Consider the following 19,596-nt stretch of genomic DNA (forward strand, 5'->3'; position numbering starts at 1 on the left):
GGCCACCCGGCCCCGCTCTTTAGATGTCGAAGTACAGCTCGAACTCGTGCGGGTGCGGACGCAGCTGGATCGGGGCGATCTCGTTGGTGCGCTTGTAGTCGATCCAGGTCTCGATCAGGTCCGCCGTGAAGACGCCGCCCGCCTGGAGGTACTCGTTGTCCTCCTCCAGGGCGTCCAGAACCGCCGGGAGGGAGGTCGGGACCTGGGGGACGCCCGCGTGCTCGTCGGGGGAGAGCTCGTAGAGGTCCTTGTCGATGGGCTCGGCCGGCTCGATCTTGTTCTTGACGCCGTCGAGGCCCGCGAGGAGGAGGGCGGAGAAGGCCAGGTACGGGTTCGAGGACGGGTCCGGGGCGCGGAACTCGACGCGCTTGGCCTTCGGGTTGGAGCCCGTGATCGGGATGCGCATGGCCGCGGAGCGGTTGCGCTGCGAGTAGACCAGGTTGACCGGGGCCTCGAAGCCGGGCACCAGGCGGTGGTAGGAGTTCACCGTCGGGTTGGTGAAGGCCAGCAGCGACGGGGCGTGCTTGAGGATGCCGCCGATGTAGTAGCGGGCGGTGTCCGACAGGCCCGCGTAGCCCTGCTCGTCGTAGAAGAGCGGGGCGCCGCCCTGCCACAGCGACTGGTGGACGTGCATGCCCGAGCCGTTGTCGCCGAAGATCGGCTTCGGCATGAAGGTGGCGGTCTTGCCGTTGCGCCAGGCGACGTTCTTCACGATGTACTTGAAGAGCATCAGGTCGTCGGCCGCGGCCAGCAGCGTGTTGAACTTGTAGTTGATCTCAGCCTGGCCGGCGGTGCCGACCTCGTGGTGCTGGCGCTCGACCTGAAGGCCCGCCTTGTTCAGCTCCAGGGAGATCTCGGCGCGCAGGTCGGCGAAGTGGTCGACCGGCGGGGCCGGGAAGTAGCCGCCCTTGTAGCGGACCTTGTAGCCGCGGTTGTCCTCGACCGCGCCGGTGTTCCAGGCGCCGGCCTCGGAGTCGATGTGGTAGAAGCCCTCGTTCGCGGTGGTGGCGAAGCGCACCGAGTCAAAGACGTAGAACTCGGCCTCGGGGCCGAAGAACGCGGTGTCGGCGATGCCGGTGGAGGCGAGGTAGGTCTCGGCCTTCTTGGCGATGTTGCGCGGGTCGCGGCTGTACTGCTCGCCGGTCACCGGGTCGTGGATGAAGAAGTTGATGTTGAGCGTCTTGTCCCGGCGGAACGGGTCCACACGGGCCGTCGACAGGTCCGGCACCAGAGCCATGTCGGACTCGTGGATCGCCTGGAAGCCGCGGATCGAGGAGCCGTCGAACATCAGCTGCTCGGCCGGGTCGAACGCCTCTGCCGGGACCGTGAAGTGCTGCATCACACCCGGCAGGTCGCAGAACCGGACGTCGACGAACTTGACGTCCTTGTCCGCGATGAACTTCTTGGCCTCGTCGGCGTTCTGGAACATCCAACTCCTCCTACTCCCGACCCGGGAGGGGCGGGGTTGCAGCTCGGTCGTGCGGCCAGTGCGGTGGCACACGCTGGACCCGACCATAGGCAGGTGGCATTTCTCAAGCATGACCCATTTGTTTCGGAGAAGTTAACCAGGCCGGGTGGTGGGACATGTGTGACTCGGTCGTCGCGGGGAGTGACGGGCCCCGGGTCGCGGGGCGGCAAAGCGGGCGCAGTACCGTGTACGGGTGGACAACAGGCAAGCAATCGGATCGTGGCTCTCCGGGCCGCGCGCGGCGGCCGAGGAGATGGGCGCCGACTTCGGTCACCGGGGCGAGCGGCTCGGTCTGCCGGAGTCGGGACCCGGCTCCATCGCCCCGCTGGGTCGGCGCTTCGGCGCCGTCTTCGTCGACTGGGGGCTGTGCCTCCTGATCGCATACGGGCTGTTCGCCGGCGGCAACGGCCAGGCGGCGGGCAACTGGGCCCTCGGCATCTTCCTCGTACTGAGCGTGCTCACCGTCGGCACGGTCGGCTGCACCCCCGGCAAGCGGCTCTTCGGGCTGCGGGTCATCGCCGAGGACGGCGGGCGGCTCGGCGTCGTACGCGTCGTCGTGCGCAGCGTGCTGCTCGCCCTCGCCGTCCCCGCCCTGATCTGGGACCGCGACGGGCGCGGACTGCACGACCGGCTCTCCCGCGCCGTGCAGGTCCGGATGTAGGCGCACGGAGGGCAAAAGAGGGCGGAAAGAGAGGGCGGCGGCCGATGTGAATCGGCCGCCGCCCTCTCTTTCCGTTCCCCGCCGTGTACGCCGTGGACCGCTTCCGCTCGCTGCCGTGAACAGCGACTGGCGGATCGTGTGCAGTCCGGCGCGCGCGGAGCGCTCAGCGCATCTTTCCGCCCCGAGGCATCCGCATGCCCTTCGGCATGGGGCCCTTCGGCATCGGCATATTGCTCATCAGGTCGCCCATGGCGCGCAGCCGGTCGTTCGCCGCCGTCACCTGCGGGCCCGAGAGCACCCGCGGCAGCTTCAGCATGGTCGTGCGCACCCTCTTCAGCGGCACCTGGCCCTCGCCGTCGCCGACGACGATGTCGTGCACCGGCACATCCACCACGATCCGCGACATCTTCTTCTTCTCCGCCGCGAGCAGCGACTTCAGCCGGTTCGGATTGCCCTCGCCGACCAGCACGATGCCCGCCTTGCCGACCGCCCGGTGGACGACGTCCTGGCTGCGGTTCATGGCCACCGCCGGAGTCGTGGTCCAGCCCCGGCCCACGTTCTGCAGCACCGCGGCCGCCGCGCCCGGCTGGCCCTCCATCTGCCCAAACGCCGCCCGCTCCGCCCGCCGGCCGAAGATGATCGCCATCGCCAGGAAGGCCAGCAGGAAGCCGAGGATGCCCAGGTAGACCGGGAAGCCGAGCACAAAGCCGATCGCAAGGAAGACACCGAAGGTGACGATTCCCACACCTGCGAGGACAAGCCCGACCTTGGGATCGGTACGCCGGGTCATCTTGTACGTCAGGGCGATCTGCTTGAGCCGCCCGGGGTTCGCCGCGGCGTCAGCGCCGCTGTCAGAGTTTGCCTTCCTCGCCATGTCTCGAAGTTTACGTGGCTCAGAGAGTGCGGTCGGCCGCGGCCTCCAGCACGTGCTGCGCCTCCACGCGGTCCTTGGCCCGGCGTCGGTCCTCCAGCACCGCCGTCCAGGCGTTGCGCCGGGCGGTGCGCTGGCCTCCGCCCAGCAGCAGCGACTCCATTGCGCGCAGCGCGTCGGTGAGGGACGGGATCGGGGTGGCGCGTACGGGACGAACCTGCGCGGCCTGCATCGTGGAGGTCCTCCTCGGTGGGGCTTCGGCACGGGGGGTGACACAGTGGATGACACGGTGGGTGAAGCGAGCGTTACTGATTGGTGTTACCAGGGCGTGACTGGGTGGTCAAACGCTGATGAAACCTTTTGTCCAGGGTGAATATGCCGGTGCGGCCCGCACCGGACCCCCGACCTGCGGGGGTGAGTGCGAGCCGCACCGATCGCATATAACTGCCTGGTAGGCGCTTGTGGCTGAACTCACGCGGCCGCGTGTGAGCCGTTCCTCCGCGTCATCGCCTGCTGGTACAGCCGCCCCGCCCGGTACGAAGAGCGCACCAGCGGGCCCGACATCACACCGGAGAAGCCGATCTCCTCGGCCTCCTCCTTCAGCTCCACGAACTCCGCCGGCTTCACCCAGCGCTCCACCGGGTGGTGGCGCACGGAAGGGCGCAGATACTGCGTGATGGTGATCAGCTCGCAGCCCGCGTCGTGCAGCTGCTGCAGTGCCTCGCTGATCTCCTCGCGCTCCTCGCCCATGCCGAGGATCAGGTTCGACTTGGTGATCAGGCCGTACTCACGAGCCTTGGTGATCACCTCCAGCGAACGCTCGTAGCGGAAGCCGGGGCGGATCCGCCGGAAGATGCGAGGCACCGTCTCGACGTTGTGGGCGAAGACCTCGGGACGGGAGGCGAAGACCTCCTCGAGCAGCTCGGGCACCGCGTTGAAGTCCGGGGCCAGCAGCTCGACCTTCGTGCGGCCGGCCTCGCGGCCCGTGGTCTGCTCGTGGATCTGGCGGACGGTCTCCGCGTACAGCCAGGCGCCGCCGTCCTCGAGGTCGTCACGGGCGACACCGGTGATCGTGGCGTAGTTCAGATCCATCGAGACGACCGACTCGCCGACCCGGCGGGGCTCGTCCCGGTCCAGCGCCTCGGGCCTGCCGGTGTCGATCTGGCAGAAGTCGCAGCGCCGGGTGCACTGGTCTCCGCCGATGAGGAAGGTGGCCTCGCGGTCCTCCCAGCACTCGAAGATGTTCGGACAGCCGGCCTCCTGGCACACCGTGTGCAGGCCCTCGCTCTTGACGAGTTTCTGCAGCTGGTTGTACTCGGGCCCCATCTTCGCCCGCGTCTTGATCCATTCGGGCTTGCGCTCGATGGGGGTCTGGCTGTTCCGGACCTCCAGGCGCAGCATCTTGCGTCCGTCGGGTGAGACTGCGGACACGTCCCGCTCCTAGGCTTCGATTCTTCGGCGTACACCAGGGTACGCCCGTAGTTCAATGGCCCTATGCCTGGCCCAACCCTTGGCCACGGGAGAGCATTCCCTATGCGGACGGCACGCCGGCCGGGGAGATCTCGCGCGGCTTCAGCTCCGCGTTCTCCAGCACCTCGCGCAGATGCTTCTCGGCCACCGGCAGCACCTCGGCGATCGTCACATCCCGGCCCAGTTCGTTCGCCAGGGACGTCACGCCCGCGTCCCGGATGCCGCACGGCACGATCCGGTCGAACCAGGTGTTGTCCGGGTTCACATTGAGGGCGAAGCCGTGCATCGAGACGCCCTTGGCGATCCGGATGCCGATCGCCGCGAGCTTGCGGTCCTCCCGGCGCTGGCCGGCATTGGACGGAGCGTACTCCGGGCCGCTGAGCCGCGGGTCAAACTCCTCGTCGTCCAGCCGGGGGTCGAAGTCCAGCGAGAGCCCCCCGGGCGCGGGGCGCTCCTCCACGGCGTCGCCCAGCACCCACACGCCGCTGCGGCCCTCGACCCGTGACGTCCGCACGCCGAACTCCGCGCAGGTGAGGATCAGCGCCTCCTCCAGCCGGCGCACATGCGCGATCACATCCACCGGGCGCGGCAGTTTCAGGATGGGGTAGCCCACCAGCTGGCCGGGGCCATGCCAGGTGATCTTGCCGCCGCGGTCCACGTCCACGACCGGGGTGCCGTCCAGTGGGCGCTCACTGTCCTCGGTGCGCCGTCCGGCCGTATACACCGGCGGGTGCTCCAGCAGCAGACAGGTGTCCGGGATCTCGTCCGCGAAGCGGGAGGCGTGCACCGCGCGCTGCTGCTCCCACGCCGTCTGGTATTCGACCGCTTCCCCGCCGAAACCCAGCCGGACGAACCGCAGCTCGCCGCTCGTGCCGTTCACGCCCTTCGCGCCATTGCCCACGGCCGTGCCTCCCTTGAAGCCTTCAACCTGCACGCGTCGCACCGTGCACTCCCGCCACTGTACGGCGACGCCTCGACGCTCGAAGGGGGTGGGCATCCGTCATGCGACGCACCCAATCCTCACACGATCGGATGAATATGGGGCGAACCTGATTGTCTCAGCCAGAAGGACCGCTAAATTCGCGCCGTTCTATGAGGGCTGTTCCCGGCCCGGAAGGCAGGAGACCGCACAGCTGATGACGGAACGACCCTCGCAGCGCACACCAAACCGCCAGCTCGCCGCGCTCATCGCCGAGGCTGGGTTCTCCAACGCGGGGCTGGCGCGCCGCGTGGACCAGCTGGGCCTCGAACACGGCCTCGATCTGAGGTACGACAAGACGTCGGTGACCCGGTGGCTCCGCGGACAGCAGCCGCGCGGCACCACCCCCGCGCTGATCGCCGAGGTGTTCACCCGCAGACTCGGCCGCCGGCTGACGGCGCAGGACCTCGGCCTCGACGCATGCGCGCCGGTGTATGCGGGGCTGGAGTTCGCCGCGACGCCGGAGGAGGCCGTGGACATCGTCAGCGGGCTCTGGCGCAAGGACTCGGGCAGCCATGCGGAGCTGCGCAAGATCGCGTTCACCCCGGCGGGCCTCGTGGTGCCGAGCCGCGACTGGCTGATCGGACGCGCCGACGAGCGCGTCGTGCGCGGCGAGGGCCGGGACCCCGGGTGGGACCCCGGGCGGGGCGAGCCCGCCGACCGGCTGGCGGCCCCCGACCGCCTCGGGCCGGCGGAACGGCTCGGGCGGCCGCGGGTGCCCGTACAGGGACGGCCCTCCGTGCCACGCCAGCGTGGCGCCGAGCGGACGACCGACCGCGGCCCCGGGCAGCGAGTGACCTCCGGCGACATCGCGGCGCTGCGCTCCGTGGGCGAGCTGTTCCGCACACTCGACCACGCGTACGGCGGCGGGCACGCCCGGCAGGCGCTCGTCCGCTATCTGGAGCACGAGGCCGAGCCCATGCTGCGCGGCGTGTACGGGGAGGGCATCGGGCGGCGGCTGTTCGCGGCGGCCGCCGACCTGACCAGGCTGGCCGGCTGGACCTCGTACGACATCGTCGCCCACGGCCTCGCCCAGCGCTACTTCGTCCAGGCCCTGCGGCTCTCCCAGGCGGCGGGCGACCGGGCGTACGGCGCCTATGTACTGGTCACGATGAGCCGCCAGGCCGTCTATCTGGGCCACGGCCGCGAGGCGGTGCAGCTCACCCGGGTCGCCCAGCAGGGCGTCGGATCCGCCTCCCCGCCCGTGGTGCTGGCGCTGCTGCACGCCGTGGAGGCGCGCGGGCACGCCGTGCTCGGGGAGGTCCGGGCCTGCACGGCGTCCCTCGCACGGGCGGAGCGGGCGCTGGATACGGCCCGGCCGGGCGACGACGTGCCGTACTGGGCGCGGTTCTTCGACGAGGCGCAGCTCGCGTACGAGTTCGCGCACTGCCATCGCGATCTGCAGCAGTACCGGTCGGCGGTGCAGCACGCCGAGCGGGCCCTGCAACTGGGCGCGCCCGCGTATGCCCGCAGCAGGCTGTTCTGCCGGGTGGTGCTGGCCTCCGCGAGGTTGGGACTGGGGGAGCTGGACCAGGCGTGCGCGCTGGGGGCGGAGGCGGCGCTCCAGTCGTCGGAGATGCGGTCGGTGCGGGCGGTGGAGTACGTGCGGGAGTTTGAGCGGCGGCTGGAGCCGTACAGGGACGCGGCGGCGGTACGGAACTATCGCGACCGGGTCGCAGCGCTCGGCTGACCCCGGGCTCCGCCCCGCACGCCCCCGCCCGGAGAAAGCGAGGGCGGGCGGGAAGGGCCCCGCGCCCGGGGGCCTTGGGTCTGCCAACCGCGCCGGAAGGCGAAAAGGCCCGCGCGCACGGACTCCCCATGACCGTGCGCGCGGGCAGGAAGCCGCGTACCGGGTCCCCCCGGCCCGGGACGCGGGCTGTGGTCAGGCGGCGGCCGGGAATGCGGACGCCTCATACGTCCCGGCCGGGTGAACGCCCAGGTCGGCGAGGACCGACTGCGCGGCGCGGCGGCCCGAGAACAGCGCGCCCTGCACGGTGCTCGTGTCGCGGTGGTCCCCGCAGACGTAGAGACCGGCCAGCAGCCGCACCGTGCGCCGCAGATCGTGCGGCGGAGGCATCGCCGGCACCGCTTCGGGGTCGTGGGAGACCGCCAGCAGCTCCCATGCGTCGGTCGCCGTCCCGTAGAGCGCCGCCAGCTGCTTGCGCACCCGCCGGTCCAGATCGTCCGGCGGAGCGCCCAGCACCGTCGACGAGACCAGCACCCGCCCCTGCGGCGCACGCGACGGGTCGACCGTGCTCATCACCGCGGTGTGGGAGACCGGCCCGGTCCGGTCCGCGTCCAGCAGCAGGGACGCGTCCGCGTGCGGAGGCGGTGCGGGCGCGGTGTGGTGCACCGAGGTCACCGGGTGGAACGACGGCACCCGGAGCCCCGGCAGCAGCTCGGCCGCCGCTCGCGCGCCCGTCGCGAGGACCACCGCACGGCAGTGGATCTCGCCGTGCTCCTCGGTGAGGACCCGGTTGATCGCGACATCGGTGACCCGCACTCCGGTCCGCACCGTCCCGGGCGGGAGCGCCCCGGCCAGCTGCCCCGGCAGCGTGGCCGCACCGCCCTCTGGCACGCACAGCCTGCCCCGGGCGAAGCCGCGCAGTGCGAGGTCGGCACAGCGGCTCGACGTCGTCAGCGCGGGATCGCTGAGCAGTGTGGACAGCAGCGGGCGGAGGAACCCGTGCACGGTGCGCGCGGGCAGCCCGCGGGCGTGGAGCGCCTTGCCCGTGGGCCGCTCGGGCCGGGCGAGGATCCGCTCCACGGGTGTGGCCGCCAGCCGGGCGAGGGACGCGCCGAGTCGCGCCTGGTCGAGCGGCCTGGGGGCGCTCGCCAGGGCGCGTGCCACGGTCAGTGCGCTGCCCCGTGCGCTCCCGACGCCGAACCGAAGCACCCGGCCCCCGCTGTGCACGAGCACTCCGGGAGTGAAGCGCCGCAGGGCGAGATCTCCGAGACCCGCTGTGCGGCGCAGCTCTGGATACGAGGTGTTGAGCAACTGCACGACGCGATCGAGGCGGAACCCGTCGATCTCCTCGGTCGCCATCCGGCCGCCCACCCGGGACGTCGCCTCCAGCACACTGACCGTGAGCCCCGCTCCGGTCAGCTGACGGGCCGCCGAGAGCCCGGCGACGCCGGCCCCGACGATGACGACGTCCACTTGGCGTGCCGGGTCCGAGTGACGCGCAGCGTTCGCCAGTCCTGGATTCGCACGATCAGTGTGGTGCGTGTGGTGCGTGTGGTGCGCGTGGTGCGCGTGGTGCTCATGGTGAGCGGTGCTGAGCACGTGCCCCTCCCCGAGGTCGGCGCGGCTGACGGGAAGCTGATGCCCTCGACAGGCCCGAGGAATACCCGAGTTCGGACCGAGCGTAAGCAGCAGGGCCGTCAGTTCGGTGCGCGCACAGCGTGGAGCACCGTTGCGCGGGGGCGCACGGCGCCGTCCGCGGAGGTCGCCGAAAAGGGGCGTGACGTGCGCTTCGCACTGCCGTACGCAACCATGCGCCAGCCGTGTCGAATCACGCCGCACACAAACCGGATCGGACGCCGACCCCGACCACGCCGCGGGGCCGGCCGGCCCCTCCCGGGCCCGTGCCCCGCCCGGGCCCGTGGCCCTCCCAGGCCCGTGGCCCTCCCAGGCCCGTGCCCCTCCCGGGCCCGCTATCTCAGCGCCGCCCGGATCGCCTCGTCGATCGTCGGGAACGCGAACGAGAAGCCCGACTCCAGCAGCCGCGCCGGCAGCACCCGCTGACCGGTCAGCACATTCTCCGACATCTCGCCCAGCACGCCCCGCAGCACCGGCGCCGGCACGTTGAACAGCGTCGGACGGTGCAGCACCCGCCCCATCGCCGCGGTGGCCTCCCCGTTGGTGACCGGCTCAGGGGCCGTCAGATTCACCGGACCCGACAGCGACTCCGCGTCGATCAGATGCCGCAGGGCCGCCACCTCGTCGTGCAGGGCGATGAAACTCCAGTACTGCCGACCGTCCCCCAGGCGTCCGCCGAGCCCCGCCCTGAACACCGGAAACATCCGCCCCCATGCGCCGCCCTTGCGCGCCACCACCAGACCGGTGCGGGAGAAGACCGTGCGCACCCCCGCCTCCTGCGCCGGGGCCGCGGCCTCCTCCCACTCCACGCACACATCCGGCAGAAACCCGTCCCCCGGCGGGGCGTCCTCGTCCACGGCGCGGTCGCCGGTGTCGCCGTAGTACCCCACGGCACTCCCGGAGACCAGCACCCGCGGCGGCGGGTCCATGGACGCCGCGGCCTCTGCGATGGCGGCCGTGCCGAGCACCCGGCTGTCCCGGATCTCCTTGCGGTACGCATCCGTCCAGCGGCGGTCCCCGATCCCCGCCCCCGCGAGATGCACGATCGCGTCACAACCGGCCAGCCCGGCGACATCGACGTGCTGGCGGTGCGGATCCCATTCCACCTCGTCCGCCGCTCCGGCGGGTCGGCGGACCAGGCGGACCACCTCGTGCCCGTCCGTCCGCAGTGAGCGGACGAGCGCCGAGCCGATGAGCCCGGTGGAGCCTGTGACGGCGACACGAGAACGTTCAGATCCCTGCATGAAGCCCATCCTGCCCTCGGTCACGCCGTGACACAGTGACCGCATGGCCGATTCCCGTATACGTCCCGCACGTCACACCGACGGCACAGCCCTCGCCGGACTGGACGCGGCGGTCTGGTCGCCGCTGCACGCCGTACAGCCCCGGCCGGAGCCCCCGTACGCGCCCTTCTTCGACGCGGCCCATCCGCCGGAGCAGTATCTCGTCGCCGAGGACCCGGCGGACGGCTCCGTCCTCGGATACGTCCGCCTCGGTCTGCCCACTCCGCTCGACTGCAACCGTCATGTCCGTCAGATCCAGGGTCTGGCCGTCGCCGACCGCGCTCGCGGACGCGGCGTCGGACGGGCGCTGCTGCGCGCGGCCTGCGAGGAGGCCCGGCGGCAGGGCGCGATCCGCATCACGCTGCGCGTCCTCGGCCACAACGCCCCCGCCCGTGCGCTGTACGCGTCGGAGGGTTTCGCCGTCGAGGGCGTGCTGCCCGGGGAGTTCTTTCTGCACGGGCGGTATGTGGACGATGTGCTGATGGGCCGCGCGCTCGGCGGCTGACCGCAGCGGGCAGGCCCTACGGCTCGCCGAAACGTTCCCACAGCCGGGGGAAGCGGCGTGCCAGAGCCGCGTCGTCGTCGAAGTCGAAGGGAGTGCCGGCCGGCTCCGCCGTCTGCGGCGCGATCCCCAGATCCGGGGCCACCACCCCGGTGAGCTGCTCGTACGCCTCGTCGGCCGCGTACCCCAGCTCCTCACCGTCCCCGTCGATGTCCTCGTCGAACTCCTCCAGCAGCTCGGCCAGCGAGTCCGGATCGTGCACCGCGCCCTCGAACACCTCCCGACCCTGGCCGATCAGCCAGCAGCGGAAGTAGTCAAAGGCGTCGTCGCTCGCCCCGCCGAGCAGCACGGCGGCCGCGCCCCACAGATCCCAGATGTACGCGCGGTTGTAGCGCGCCTCGAAGTGGCGGGCGAAGTCCAGCACGGAGTCGGGGTCGAGCCGCAGCAGCCGCTCGACGAGCAGATCGGCATGGTCCTCGGGGTCGCCCTCGGCGGCCTCGCGAGTGGTGTCCACGATCTCCCAGAACTCCGTCTCGTCCATCACGGCACAAGCATCGTGGTTGACGGACGGGCGCGCACGCGGAGCCGGGGAAAAGCCGGAGCCAGCCGAAACCGATCGGATAGCGGACAGAGGATGTCGGGTATCCGTGTCACGGTCGGCGTATGACGACACCCACCAAGGAACTGTCAGGAAGGATCGCCCTCGTCGCCGGCGCGACCCGGGGCGCGGGCCGCGCCATCGCCGTACAGCTGGGCGCGGCCGGGGCGACCGTCTATGTGACGGGGCGGACCACACGCGGCAAGGCCAGCGAGGTCGGCCGGACCACGGAGACCATCGAGGAGACCGCGGAGCTGGTCACCGCGGCGGGCGGCGAGGGGATCGCGATCCCGGCGGACCATCTCGACGTCGAGCAGGTACGGGCGGTCGTCGCCCGGATCGACGAGGAGCATGGCCGTCTGGACGTCCTCGTCAACGACGTCTGGGGCGGCGAGCATCTGATCGTCTGGGACACGAAGATGTGGGACACCGAGCTGGAGCGCGGACTGCGGATGCTGGAACTCGGGGTGAAGACCCACATCATCACCAGCAGTTGTGCGCTGCCGCTGCTGGTGCGCAACCCGGGCGGGCTGGTCGTCGAGGTCACGGACGGCACGGCCGAGACGAACAAGGGGTTCCGGGAGAACTTCTACTACGACCTCGCGAAGTACGCCCCGATCCGGATGGCGCTGTCCCTGGGCGAGGACCTCAAGGGCGTGGGCTGCACGGCCGTGTCGATGACACCGGGGTGGCTGCGCTCCGAGCAGATGCTCGACCACTTCGGCGTCACGGAGGAGAACTGGCGCGACGCCGTCGCCAAGAGCGAGCACTTCGCGATCTCCGAGTCGCCGGTCTTCGTCGGCCGCGCGGTCGCGGCTCTGGCCGCGGACCCGGAGCGGGCGCGCTGGAACGGCCGGTCGCTGTCCAGCGGGGAGCTGGCGAAGGTGTACGGCTTCACGGACGCGGACGGCAGCCGGCCCGACGCCTGGACGTATATCGAGGAGGTCGTCAAGGGCGGCGCGAAGGCCACAGCGGACGACTACCGCTGAATGACCACTGCTGAACGACTGCCGCTGACCCGGTCCCGTACCGCCGCGGCCCCCTTTCCGTACTGCTGCGCCCCCTTCCGTGCTGCCGCGGCCGTCCCGTACTACGGCCGACCCGTCCCGTACAGCGCCGCCATGCCGCGCGCCGCCGCGGCGAACCGCTCGCGCAGCTCCGGCGGCCCCAGCACTTCGGCCTCCGGGCCCAGCGACAGCAGCTGGCCCAGCGCGACCTCCAGGGACTCCACCGGGAGGGCGACGGTCACCCGGCCGTGCTCGTCCGGGCCGTCCGCCGCGGCCAGGGCTTCCTCGGCCGCGGCGCGGTCGGTCGCGTACGGCAGACGGCGGGCGCCCGCCGGGGTCAGCCGCAGCACGGCCTCGGCACGCAGGATGGAGCGCGCGAACTGCGCCGCGCGCTCCGCCCAGAAGTCCGGCAGATCGAACTCCTCATCCCGTTCGAAACGTTCCTCCGCGGGCTCCGCCGAGCTGAACCGGTCGATCCGGTACACCCGGAAGGAGCCCGCCCCGCCCTCCGCACGTGCGCACAGGTACCAGACCCCCGCCTTGAGCACGAGGCCGTACGGCGCGAGCTCCCGCTCTGCCTCTGCGCCGTACCCGTCGCCCCGCCGGTAGCGGGCCCGCAGCAGCCGGTCGTCCCATACGGCTTCGGCCACCGCGGGCAGCAACTCGGGGGTCGCCGGCTCCTGGTACCAGCCCGGAGCGTCGAGATGGAAGCGCCGGGCCGCGGAGGCGGAGGCGTCCCGCAGCGACGGCAGCAGCGCCGCAGACACCTTGAGCCGGGCCGCCGACGCCGCGTCCTGAAGGCCCATCTCCCGCAGGGCGCCGGGCAGCCCGGACAGGAACAGCGCCTCCGCCTCGCTGCGGGCGAGGCCGGTCAGCCGGGTGCGGTATCCGCCGATCAGGCGATAGCCGCCGGCCCGCCCCCGGTCCGCGTACACCGGAACGCCCGCCTCGGACAGGGCGAGGGCGTCCCGGGCGACGGTGCGCTCCGACACCTCCAGCTCCCGGGCCAGTTCGGCCCCGGTCATCGAGGGCCTCGACTGCAGAAGCAGCACCATCTTGATCAGGCGGGCAGCGCGCATGCGGGCCATTGTCCCCAAAGGCCCCGGCGGCCCCGGTCGGCCCGATCCGGCCCGGACTGCCAGGGGCCGCCGGGCCGCCGGGGCCGCCGGACCTGCCCCCCGGAGAGCGCCCCCGCTGGCGGGGCCGCCGAACCTGTGCCGGAGAGCGCCGGGCCGCCGGGGCCGCCGGACATGCCCCCCGGAGAGCGCCCGCGCCGGCGGGGCCGCCGAACCTGTGCTGGAGAGCGCCGGGCCGCCGGGGCCGCCGGACCTGTCCCACGGAGAGCGCCCGCGCCGGCGGGGCCGCCGGATCTGTGCCGGAGAGCGCCGGGTCGCCGGGGCCGCCGGACCTGACCCTGAGAGCACCGCGCCCGCGCCCGCGCCCGCACCCGCACCCGCGCCGACGTCGGGCGAACCGGCGTCAGACCAGCGGCTCCTGGAGTTCGGTGACCCAGTTGCGCGGGTCCTCGTCCCACTCCAGCGTCACCTCCCTGGCGTAACCGGCGGAGCGGTGCCCGCCCTCGTCGATCCAGCGGGCGAGCGCCTGCCCCGTGGTCACCACCTCGTCCATCGGGCCGCGGTGCACGATGGTCGCCGCCCGCCCGACCGCCGGCAGATCGACGATCGCGAAGTCCTGCCCGGGCGCGGGCTCCGCGGAGACGGTCATCGCCGCATGCACCACGATGGCTCCCTCGTCCGCGCCGGAGCCTGACGCTGCGTCTGCGCAGGCCTCGTAGTACGCGATGCCGGGACCCGACGGAGTGACGCCCGCGGCGTCGAGTCGCTTGCACAACTCCTCGTACAGCGGGCGGATCACCGGGCTGATGTGCTCCGGCTCATAGCCGGCGGCGACCGCCGTCAGCTCGGCCACGCGTACGGCGGGAAGACTCTTGACGACGACGTCCTGGGAAGGCATGCGCCCCTCGCTCTCCAGTGACCGGAGCCTCGCCTCGACCCGCGTGAGCCGCGCCTCGGCCGCCGCCCTCGCCGCCTCCAGCTCGGCACGGCGCAGCGTCAGCATGCCGCGCAGCCCGGCTGTGTCCAACCGGCCCTGACGGATCTGCCGCACCTGTTCGAGGCTGAAGCCCAGATCCTTGAGGGCGATGATCCGGTTGAGGTCGGCGAGCTGGGCCGCCGCATAGCGGCGGTAGCCGGTGAAAGGGTCGGTGCGGGCGGGGCGCAGCAGCCCGATGGCGTCGTAGTGGCGCAGCATGCGGGCCGACACACGCCCGTGTCTGGCGAAGTCTCCGATGGTGAACATGACCCCCTCACTCCACGCCCTCACACGGTGTCAAGGTCAAGGGTCGCCCATGTCGTCGGCGCGCCGGGCCGCACATCCCACGCTAACGTTCAGTCAGTGCAAAGCAGGGCATACCGGATGAGCAGGGCAGGCCGACAGAGCATCAAACCGTGCAAGAGGACAGCGCGAGCAAGGACGCCCCCATGACCAACCAGCCTCGTGAGCAGTGGTCCACCCGTACAGGGTTCCTGCTGGCCGCCATCGGCTCGGCCATCGGGCTCGGCAACATCTGGCGCTTTCCCGCGATCGCATACGGGAACGGCGGCGGCGCGTTCCTCCTCCCCTATCTGGTAGCCCTGCTCACCGCGGGCATCCCCGTGCTGATCATGGAGTACTCGATCGGCCGCAAGTACCGGATGTCCCCGCCGGCCGCGCTGCGCCGGATGGCCCGCCCCGCCGAGGTCATCGGCTGGTGGCAGGTCGTCATCTGCTTCGTCATCGCCACCTACTACGCGGTCATCCTCGCCTGGGCCGTGCGCTACGTCGGGTTCTCCGCCGACCAGGCATGGGGCGACGACCCCGAGGCGTTCCTCTTCGGGGACTTCCTGGAGGTCGCGGAGTCGCCCGGCATGATCTCCAGCTATGTGACCGCGGTGATCTGGCCGCTGATCGCCGTCTGGGTGGTCGTGCTGGTCATCCTGGCATTCGGAGTACGCCGCGGCATCGAACGGGCGAACAAGGTCTTCATCCCGCTGCTGGTGCTGTTCTTCGTCATCCTGGTGATCCGGGCGCTCACCCTGGACGGTGCGGCGGAGGGCCTCGACGCGCTCTTCGCGCCCGACTGGTCGGAGCTGGACAACGGCAGCGTCTGGGTCGCCGCCTACGGCCAGATCTTCTTCTCCCTGTCCATCGGCTTCGGCATCATGGTCACCTACGCCTCCTACCTGGGGCGGCGCGCGGACCTCACCGGCTCCGCGATGGTCGCGGGCTTCGCCAACAGCTCCTTCGAGATCCTGGCGGGCATCGGCGTCTTCGCCACGCTGGGCTTTATGGCCGCGCAGGCGGGGGTGCCGGTCGACGAGGTGGCCAGCGCGGGGCTCGGACTCGCCTTCGTCGCCTTTCCGGCCGTCATCTCCGAGATGCCCGCCGGCAGCTTCTTCGGCGTGCTGTTCTTCGTCTCGCTGGTGATCGCGGGACTGTCCTCGCTGATCTCCATCGTGCAGGTCGTCGTCTCGGCGGTGCAGGACCGCACCGGCATCCGCCGCATCCCCGCGGTCTTCGGCGTCGGCGGTCTGGTGGCCCTCGCCTCCATCCTGCTGTTCCCGACCGACGAGGGGCTGTTCCTGCTGGACGCCTCAGACCACTTCGTCAACCAGTACGGCATCGCCCTCGCCGCGCTGGTCAGCGTGGTCGTGATCGCCTGGGTGCTGCGCAAGCTCCCGGAACTGCAGCAGAACGCGGACGCGACCTCCGCCATCAGGCTCGGCCACTGGTGGCGGATCTGCCTGGGCCTCATCACACCGCTCGTCCTCGGCTGGATGATGGTCGACAGCCTGCGTCAGGAGTTCGATGAGAACTACGAGGGCTACTCCACCGAGTTCCTGCTCAGCGCCGGCTGGAGCGTCGCGATCGGCGCGCTGCTCATCGGCGTCATCCTCACCCTGATGCCGTGGAAGGCCGGCGGTGAGGACATCGACCTCGACATGGAGGCCCCCGTCGAGAGGAAGGAGCCCTGATGTCCGCCAGCGCCGTCGTCATGATGATCGTCGCGATCGTCATCGTCTGGGGTGGGCTCGTCGCGGCCATCATCCGGCTGCGCAGCCACGCCCCCGAACCGGAACCTCCGCCGCCGGGAGTCCGCCCCGCGGAGTGACAGCGGTCCACGTGCAACGGGTGCGGCCCCGCCCGAAGGAAGGAGGCCGCACCCGTTGCGCTGTGCCTGTCGGCTCAGAGGCCGTAGCGCTCGCGCGCCTCCTTCACCGCGGAGGCCGGAACCTCGCCGCGCCGGGCGAGCTGCGCAAGCGCCGCCACGACGATCGACTGCGCGTCGACGCCGAAGTGGCGGCGGGCCGCCTGACGGGTGTCGGACAGACCGAAGCCGTCCGTGCCGAGCGAGGAGTAGTCCTGCTCCACCCACTGGCTGATCTGGTCCGGCACCTGGCGCATCCAGTCGCTGACCGCCAGCACCGGGCCGGGTGCGCCCTCCAGCGCCCGGGTGACGTACGGGGTCCGCTGCTCGCCGCGCAGCAGCGCCTCGTCGCACTCCAGCGCGTCCCGGCGCAGCTCGCCCCACGAGGTGGCGGACCAGACGTCCGCCGCGACGCCCCAGTCGGCGGCGAGCAGCCGCTGCGCCTCAAGCGCCCAGTGGATCGCCGTGCCCGACGCGAGGAGCTGGAGCCGCGGGGCGTCGGCCGCCGCCGACTCGGCCTCCTTGAAGCGGTACAGCCCCTTGACGATGCCCTCCTCGACGCCCTCCGGCATCGCGGGCTGCGGCATCGGCTCGTTGTAGACCGTCAGGTAGTAGAAGACGTTCGAGTCCTCACCCGGGGCGGTCTCGCCGTACATCCGGCGCAGACCCTCCTTGACGATCACCGCGATCTCGTACGCGAACGCCGGGTCGTAGTTGAGCGAAGCCGGGTTGGTGGCCGCGATCAGATGCGAGTGGCCGTCCGCGTGCTGCAGGCCCTCACCGGTCAGGGTGGTGCGGCCGGCGGTCGCACCCACGATGAAGCCCTTGCCCAGCTGGTCGGCGAGCTGCCACATCTGGTCGCCGGTGCGCTGCCAGCCGAACATCGAGTAGAAGATGTAGAAGGGGATCATCGTCTCGCCGTGCGTCGCGTACGACGTCGCGGCGGCGATGAAGTCGGCCATGGCGCCGGCCTCGGTGATCCCCTCATTGAGGATCTGGCCGTCCTTGGCCTCCTTGTAGTACATCAGCTGGTCGCGGTCGACCGGCTCATACGTCTGGCCCAGGGGCGAGTAGATGCCCGCGGACGGGAACAGCGACTCCATGCCGAAGGTGCGGGCCTCGTCCGGAACGATCGGCACCCAGCGCCTGCCGGTCTGCTTGTCCCGCATCAGGTCCTTCACCAGGCGGACGAACGCCATGGTGGTGGCCATCTCCTGCTTGCCGGAGCCCTTCATCAGCGCCTTGAAGGCGCGCTCCTCGGGCGCGGGCAGGGGAGCGACGGGGTGGACACGGCGGGCCGGGGCCGGGCCGCCGAGGGCCGCGCGGCGCTCCTGGAGGTAGCGGACCTCGGGGGAGTCGGCGCCGGGGTGGCCGTACGGCACCTGGCCGTCGGCGAAGGCGCTGTCAGCGATCGGGAGCCCGAGCAGGTCGCGCATGTCCTTGAACTCTTCGACCGACAGCTTCTTCATCTGATGGTTGGCGTTCTTGGACTCGAAGCCCTTGCCGAGCGTGTGGCCCTTCACCGTCTGGGCGAGGATCACGGTCGGCGCGCCCTTGTGCGCGAGCGCCGCGCGGTAGGCCGCGTACACCTTGCGGGGCTCGTGGCCGCCGCGGGAGAAGTGGAAGCACTCGGCGATCTTCGCGTCGCCCAGCAGCTTGCCGAGCTCCGCGAGCGCGGGCTCGGAGCCGAAGAAGTGCTCGCGGATGTACGCCACGTCCCGCGTCGCGTACGTCTGGAACTGCGCGTCCGGCACCTGGCGCAGCCTGCGCACCAGCGCGCCCGTGGTGTCGAGGGCGAACAGCTCGTCCCAGGCGGAGCCCCAGAGCGTCTTGACGACGTTCCAGCCGGCGCCGCGGAACTGGGCCTCCAGCTCCTGCACGATCTTGAAGTTGGCGCGGACGGGGCCGTCGAGGCGCTGGAGGTTGCAGTTGACGACAAACGTCAGATTGTCCAGCTGCTCACGGGCGGCGAGGGCGAGTGCCGCGGTCGACTCGGGCTCGTCCATCTCGCCGTCGCCGAGGAACGCCCAGACGTGGGAGCCGGACGTGTCCTTGATGCCGCGGCCCGCCAGGTAGCGGTTGAACCGCGCCTGGTAGATCGCGGAGAGCGGGCCGAGGCCCATGGAGACCGTGGGGAACTCCCACAGCCAGGGCAGCCGGCGCGGATGCGGATAGGAGGGCAGGCCCTCGCCGCCGGCCTCCTGGCGGAAGTTGTCCAGGTGGGCCTCGGAGAGGCGGCCGTCGAGGAACGCGCGGGCGTAGATGCCGGGAGAGGCGTGGCCCTGGATGTAGAGCTGGTCGCCCGAGCTGTCGGCTTCCTTGCCGCGGAAGAAGTGGTTGAAGCCGGTCTCGTACAGCCAGGCGGCGGAGGCGAAGGTGGCGATATGGCCGCCGACGCCGTGGCGGGAGCTGCGGGTGACCATCGCGGCCGCGTTCCAGCGGTTCCACGCGGTGATGCGGGCTTCCAGCTCCGCGTCGCCGTCGAACTCGCCGAACGAGCCCTCGGCGGAGGTGGGGATGGTGTTGACGTAGTCCGTCTCCAGCAGGCTGGGCAGCGGGACCCCGGAGGTCTCGGCGTGCTGAAGCGTGCGACGCATCAGGTACGCGGCGCGGTGGGGGCCGGCATGCTCGGCGACGGCGTCGAGAGAGGCCGCCCACTCGGCGGTCTCCTCGGCGTCGCGGTCCGGGAGCTGATCGAGCTCGCTCGGAAGCTTGCCTACGGGGTCGGTCATGATCGCCGCCTTCCGGACTGGAGGGGGGTGGTGAAAAGGGGCCTTGTCTGGCAGGACAGGGCGAAGGGTTGGTGAACCCGCGGTCGACTGTAAGTCGCTGATCGATGATCGATCAAAGCCTGGGAGGGGAAAACTTCTCAATCTCGAGAAATTGGCATTCCGTGCCGTGGAATGGGGCACCGGGTGCCGCGGCAAAGCGGGTGAATCGGGCGGGGTGGGGGCGCGGGTGAGCGGGGGCGGCCTCAGCTGTGCGGGCTGTTTGCGCTGCGCGGAGCCTTTCCCCGATCCCGCCCCTTCCCGCAACCGGGGGCAGGCCCCCGGGCCCCCGTACGGCCTTCGGCCGTGTCCTCAAACGCCGGACGGGCTTGAATTGGCCTGCGCCAATCCAGCCTCCGCCGGGGTTTGGTGGAGCAGAGCATCGGGCCCGCCGGGGTTTGGTGGAGTGGTGCATCGGGCCCGCGGGGGTTTGGTGGGCCCGATATATGAAGCCCCGCCG

The 19,596-nt window shown here is 71.3% G+C and carries 17 protein-coding genes; 6 read left to right on the forward strand and 11 right to left on the reverse strand.

Going from position 1 to position 19,596, the window contains the following annotated elements:
• Window positions 1-19: 19 nt before the first annotated feature.
• Entirely contained in the window at window positions 20-1,429 is a 1,410-nt protein-coding gene (glnA, locus tag QCN29_RS08030; RefSeq protein ID WP_240135964.1) for a type I glutamate--ammonia ligase, read from the reverse strand.
• 232 nt (window positions 1,430-1,661) lie between these two features.
• On the opposite strand from glnA, the gene QCN29_RS08035 reads away from it, so the two are divergent.
• Window positions 1,662-2,129 (forward strand): RDD family protein, encoded by a 468-nt coding sequence (locus QCN29_RS08035; protein ID WP_240135965.1) that lies wholly within the window; start codon window positions 1,662-1,664, stop codon window positions 2,127-2,129.
• A 163-nt stretch (window positions 2,130-2,292) separates the two neighbouring features.
• On the opposite strand, the gene QCN29_RS08040 is transcribed toward QCN29_RS08035, so the two are convergent.
• The 4 genes from QCN29_RS08040 to lipB all read right to left on the reverse strand — a co-directional run bounded on the left by QCN29_RS08040 (window position 2,293) and on the right by lipB (window position 5,350).
• On the reverse strand, window positions 2,293-3,003 hold the full coding sequence (locus tag QCN29_RS08040; protein ID WP_279927034.1) for a DUF4191 domain-containing protein: 711 nt from the start codon (window positions 3,001-3,003) through the stop codon (window positions 2,293-2,295).
• A 19-nt stretch (window positions 3,004-3,022) separates the two neighbouring features.
• Window positions 3,023-3,232, reverse strand: a complete 210-nt coding sequence (locus tag QCN29_RS08045) for an SCO2195 family GlnR-regulated protein (protein WP_279927035.1) — start codon at window positions 3,230-3,232, stop codon at window positions 3,023-3,025.
• A gap of 239 nt (window positions 3,233-3,471) precedes the next feature.
• A complete protein-coding gene (lipA, locus tag QCN29_RS08050) occupies window positions 3,472-4,431 on the reverse strand; it encodes a lipoyl synthase (RefSeq protein WP_279927036.1) in 960 nt (319 codons plus the stop codon).
• A gap of 100 nt (window positions 4,432-4,531) precedes the next feature.
• On the reverse strand, window positions 4,532-5,350 hold the full coding sequence (lipB, locus tag QCN29_RS08055) for a lipoyl(octanoyl) transferase LipB (RefSeq protein ID WP_279927111.1): 819 nt from the start codon (window positions 5,348-5,350) through the stop codon (window positions 4,532-4,534).
• A gap of 256 nt (window positions 5,351-5,606) precedes the next feature.
• Between lipB and QCN29_RS08060 the strand changes: the two genes are divergently transcribed.
• Window positions 5,607-7,139 (forward strand): regulator, encoded by a 1,533-nt coding sequence (locus QCN29_RS08060; protein ID WP_279927037.1) that lies wholly within the window; start codon window positions 5,607-5,609, stop codon window positions 7,137-7,139.
• 192 nt (window positions 7,140-7,331) lie between these two features.
• Here QCN29_RS08060 and QCN29_RS08065 read toward each other — a convergent pair whose 3' ends face one another.
• Entirely contained in the window at window positions 7,332-8,648 is a 1,317-nt protein-coding gene (locus tag QCN29_RS08065) for an NAD(P)/FAD-dependent oxidoreductase (protein WP_279927112.1), read from the reverse strand.
• A gap of 458 nt (window positions 8,649-9,106) precedes the next feature.
• The gene (locus QCN29_RS08070) at window positions 9,107-10,015 is read right to left on the reverse strand and encodes a TIGR01777 family oxidoreductase (protein WP_279927038.1); all 909 of its coding nucleotides are present in this window, start codon (window positions 10,013-10,015) and stop codon (window positions 9,107-9,109) included.
• A gap of 43 nt (window positions 10,016-10,058) precedes the next feature.
• Between QCN29_RS08070 and QCN29_RS08075 the strand changes: the two genes are divergently transcribed.
• Window positions 10,059-10,559, forward strand: coding sequence for a GNAT family N-acetyltransferase (locus QCN29_RS08075; RefSeq protein WP_279927039.1), 501 nt, complete (start codon window positions 10,059-10,061; stop codon window positions 10,557-10,559).
• A gap of 16 nt (window positions 10,560-10,575) precedes the next feature.
• Here the strand turns inward: QCN29_RS08075 and QCN29_RS08080 are convergent, their stop codons facing one another.
• Window positions 10,576-11,097 carry a DUF4240 domain-containing protein gene (locus QCN29_RS08080; protein ID WP_240136029.1) on the reverse strand — a complete coding sequence of 174 codons (522 nt, stop codon included), beginning with the start codon at window positions 11,095-11,097 and terminating at the stop codon, window positions 10,576-10,578.
• Window positions 11,098-11,219: 122 nt separating this feature from the next.
• Between QCN29_RS08080 and QCN29_RS08085 the strand changes: the two genes are divergently transcribed.
• Window positions 11,220-12,143, forward strand: coding sequence for an SDR family oxidoreductase (locus QCN29_RS08085; protein WP_279927040.1), 924 nt, complete (start codon window positions 11,220-11,222; stop codon window positions 12,141-12,143).
• A gap of 101 nt (window positions 12,144-12,244) precedes the next feature.
• On the opposite strand, the gene QCN29_RS08090 is transcribed toward QCN29_RS08085, so the two are convergent.
• A complete protein-coding gene (locus QCN29_RS08090; protein WP_279927041.1) occupies window positions 12,245-13,240 on the reverse strand; it encodes a helix-turn-helix transcriptional regulator in 996 nt (331 codons plus the stop codon).
• A 400-nt stretch (window positions 13,241-13,640) separates the two neighbouring features.
• Window positions 13,641-14,480, reverse strand: a complete 840-nt coding sequence (locus QCN29_RS08095) for a MerR family transcriptional regulator (protein ID WP_279927042.1) — start codon at window positions 14,478-14,480, stop codon at window positions 13,641-13,643.
• Between the two features lie 182 nt (window positions 14,481-14,662).
• On the opposite strand from QCN29_RS08095, the gene QCN29_RS08100 reads away from it, so the two are divergent.
• Window positions 14,663-16,195: a sodium-dependent transporter gene (locus QCN29_RS08100; protein ID WP_279927043.1), complete on the forward strand. Its 1,533-nt coding sequence runs from the start codon at window positions 14,663-14,665 to the stop codon at window positions 16,193-16,195.
• Window positions 16,195-16,332: a methionine/alanine import family NSS transporter small subunit gene (locus QCN29_RS08105; RefSeq protein ID WP_279927044.1), complete on the forward strand. Its 138-nt coding sequence runs from the start codon at window positions 16,195-16,197 to the stop codon at window positions 16,330-16,332. Before QCN29_RS08100 ends, QCN29_RS08105 begins: the two co-directional genes overlap by 1 nt.
• Window positions 16,333-16,406: 74 nt before the next feature.
• On the opposite strand, the gene aceE is transcribed toward QCN29_RS08105, so the two are convergent.
• Entirely contained in the window at window positions 16,407-19,100 is a 2,694-nt protein-coding gene (aceE, locus tag QCN29_RS08110) for a pyruvate dehydrogenase (acetyl-transferring), homodimeric type (protein ID WP_279927045.1), read from the reverse strand.
• Window positions 19,101-19,596: the final 496 nt, after the last annotated feature.

It is taken from the genome of Streptomyces chengmaiensis, from assembly GCF_029846775.1.
Lineage (GTDB): Bacteria > Actinomycetota > Actinomycetes > Streptomycetales > Streptomycetaceae > Streptomyces > Streptomyces chengmaiensis.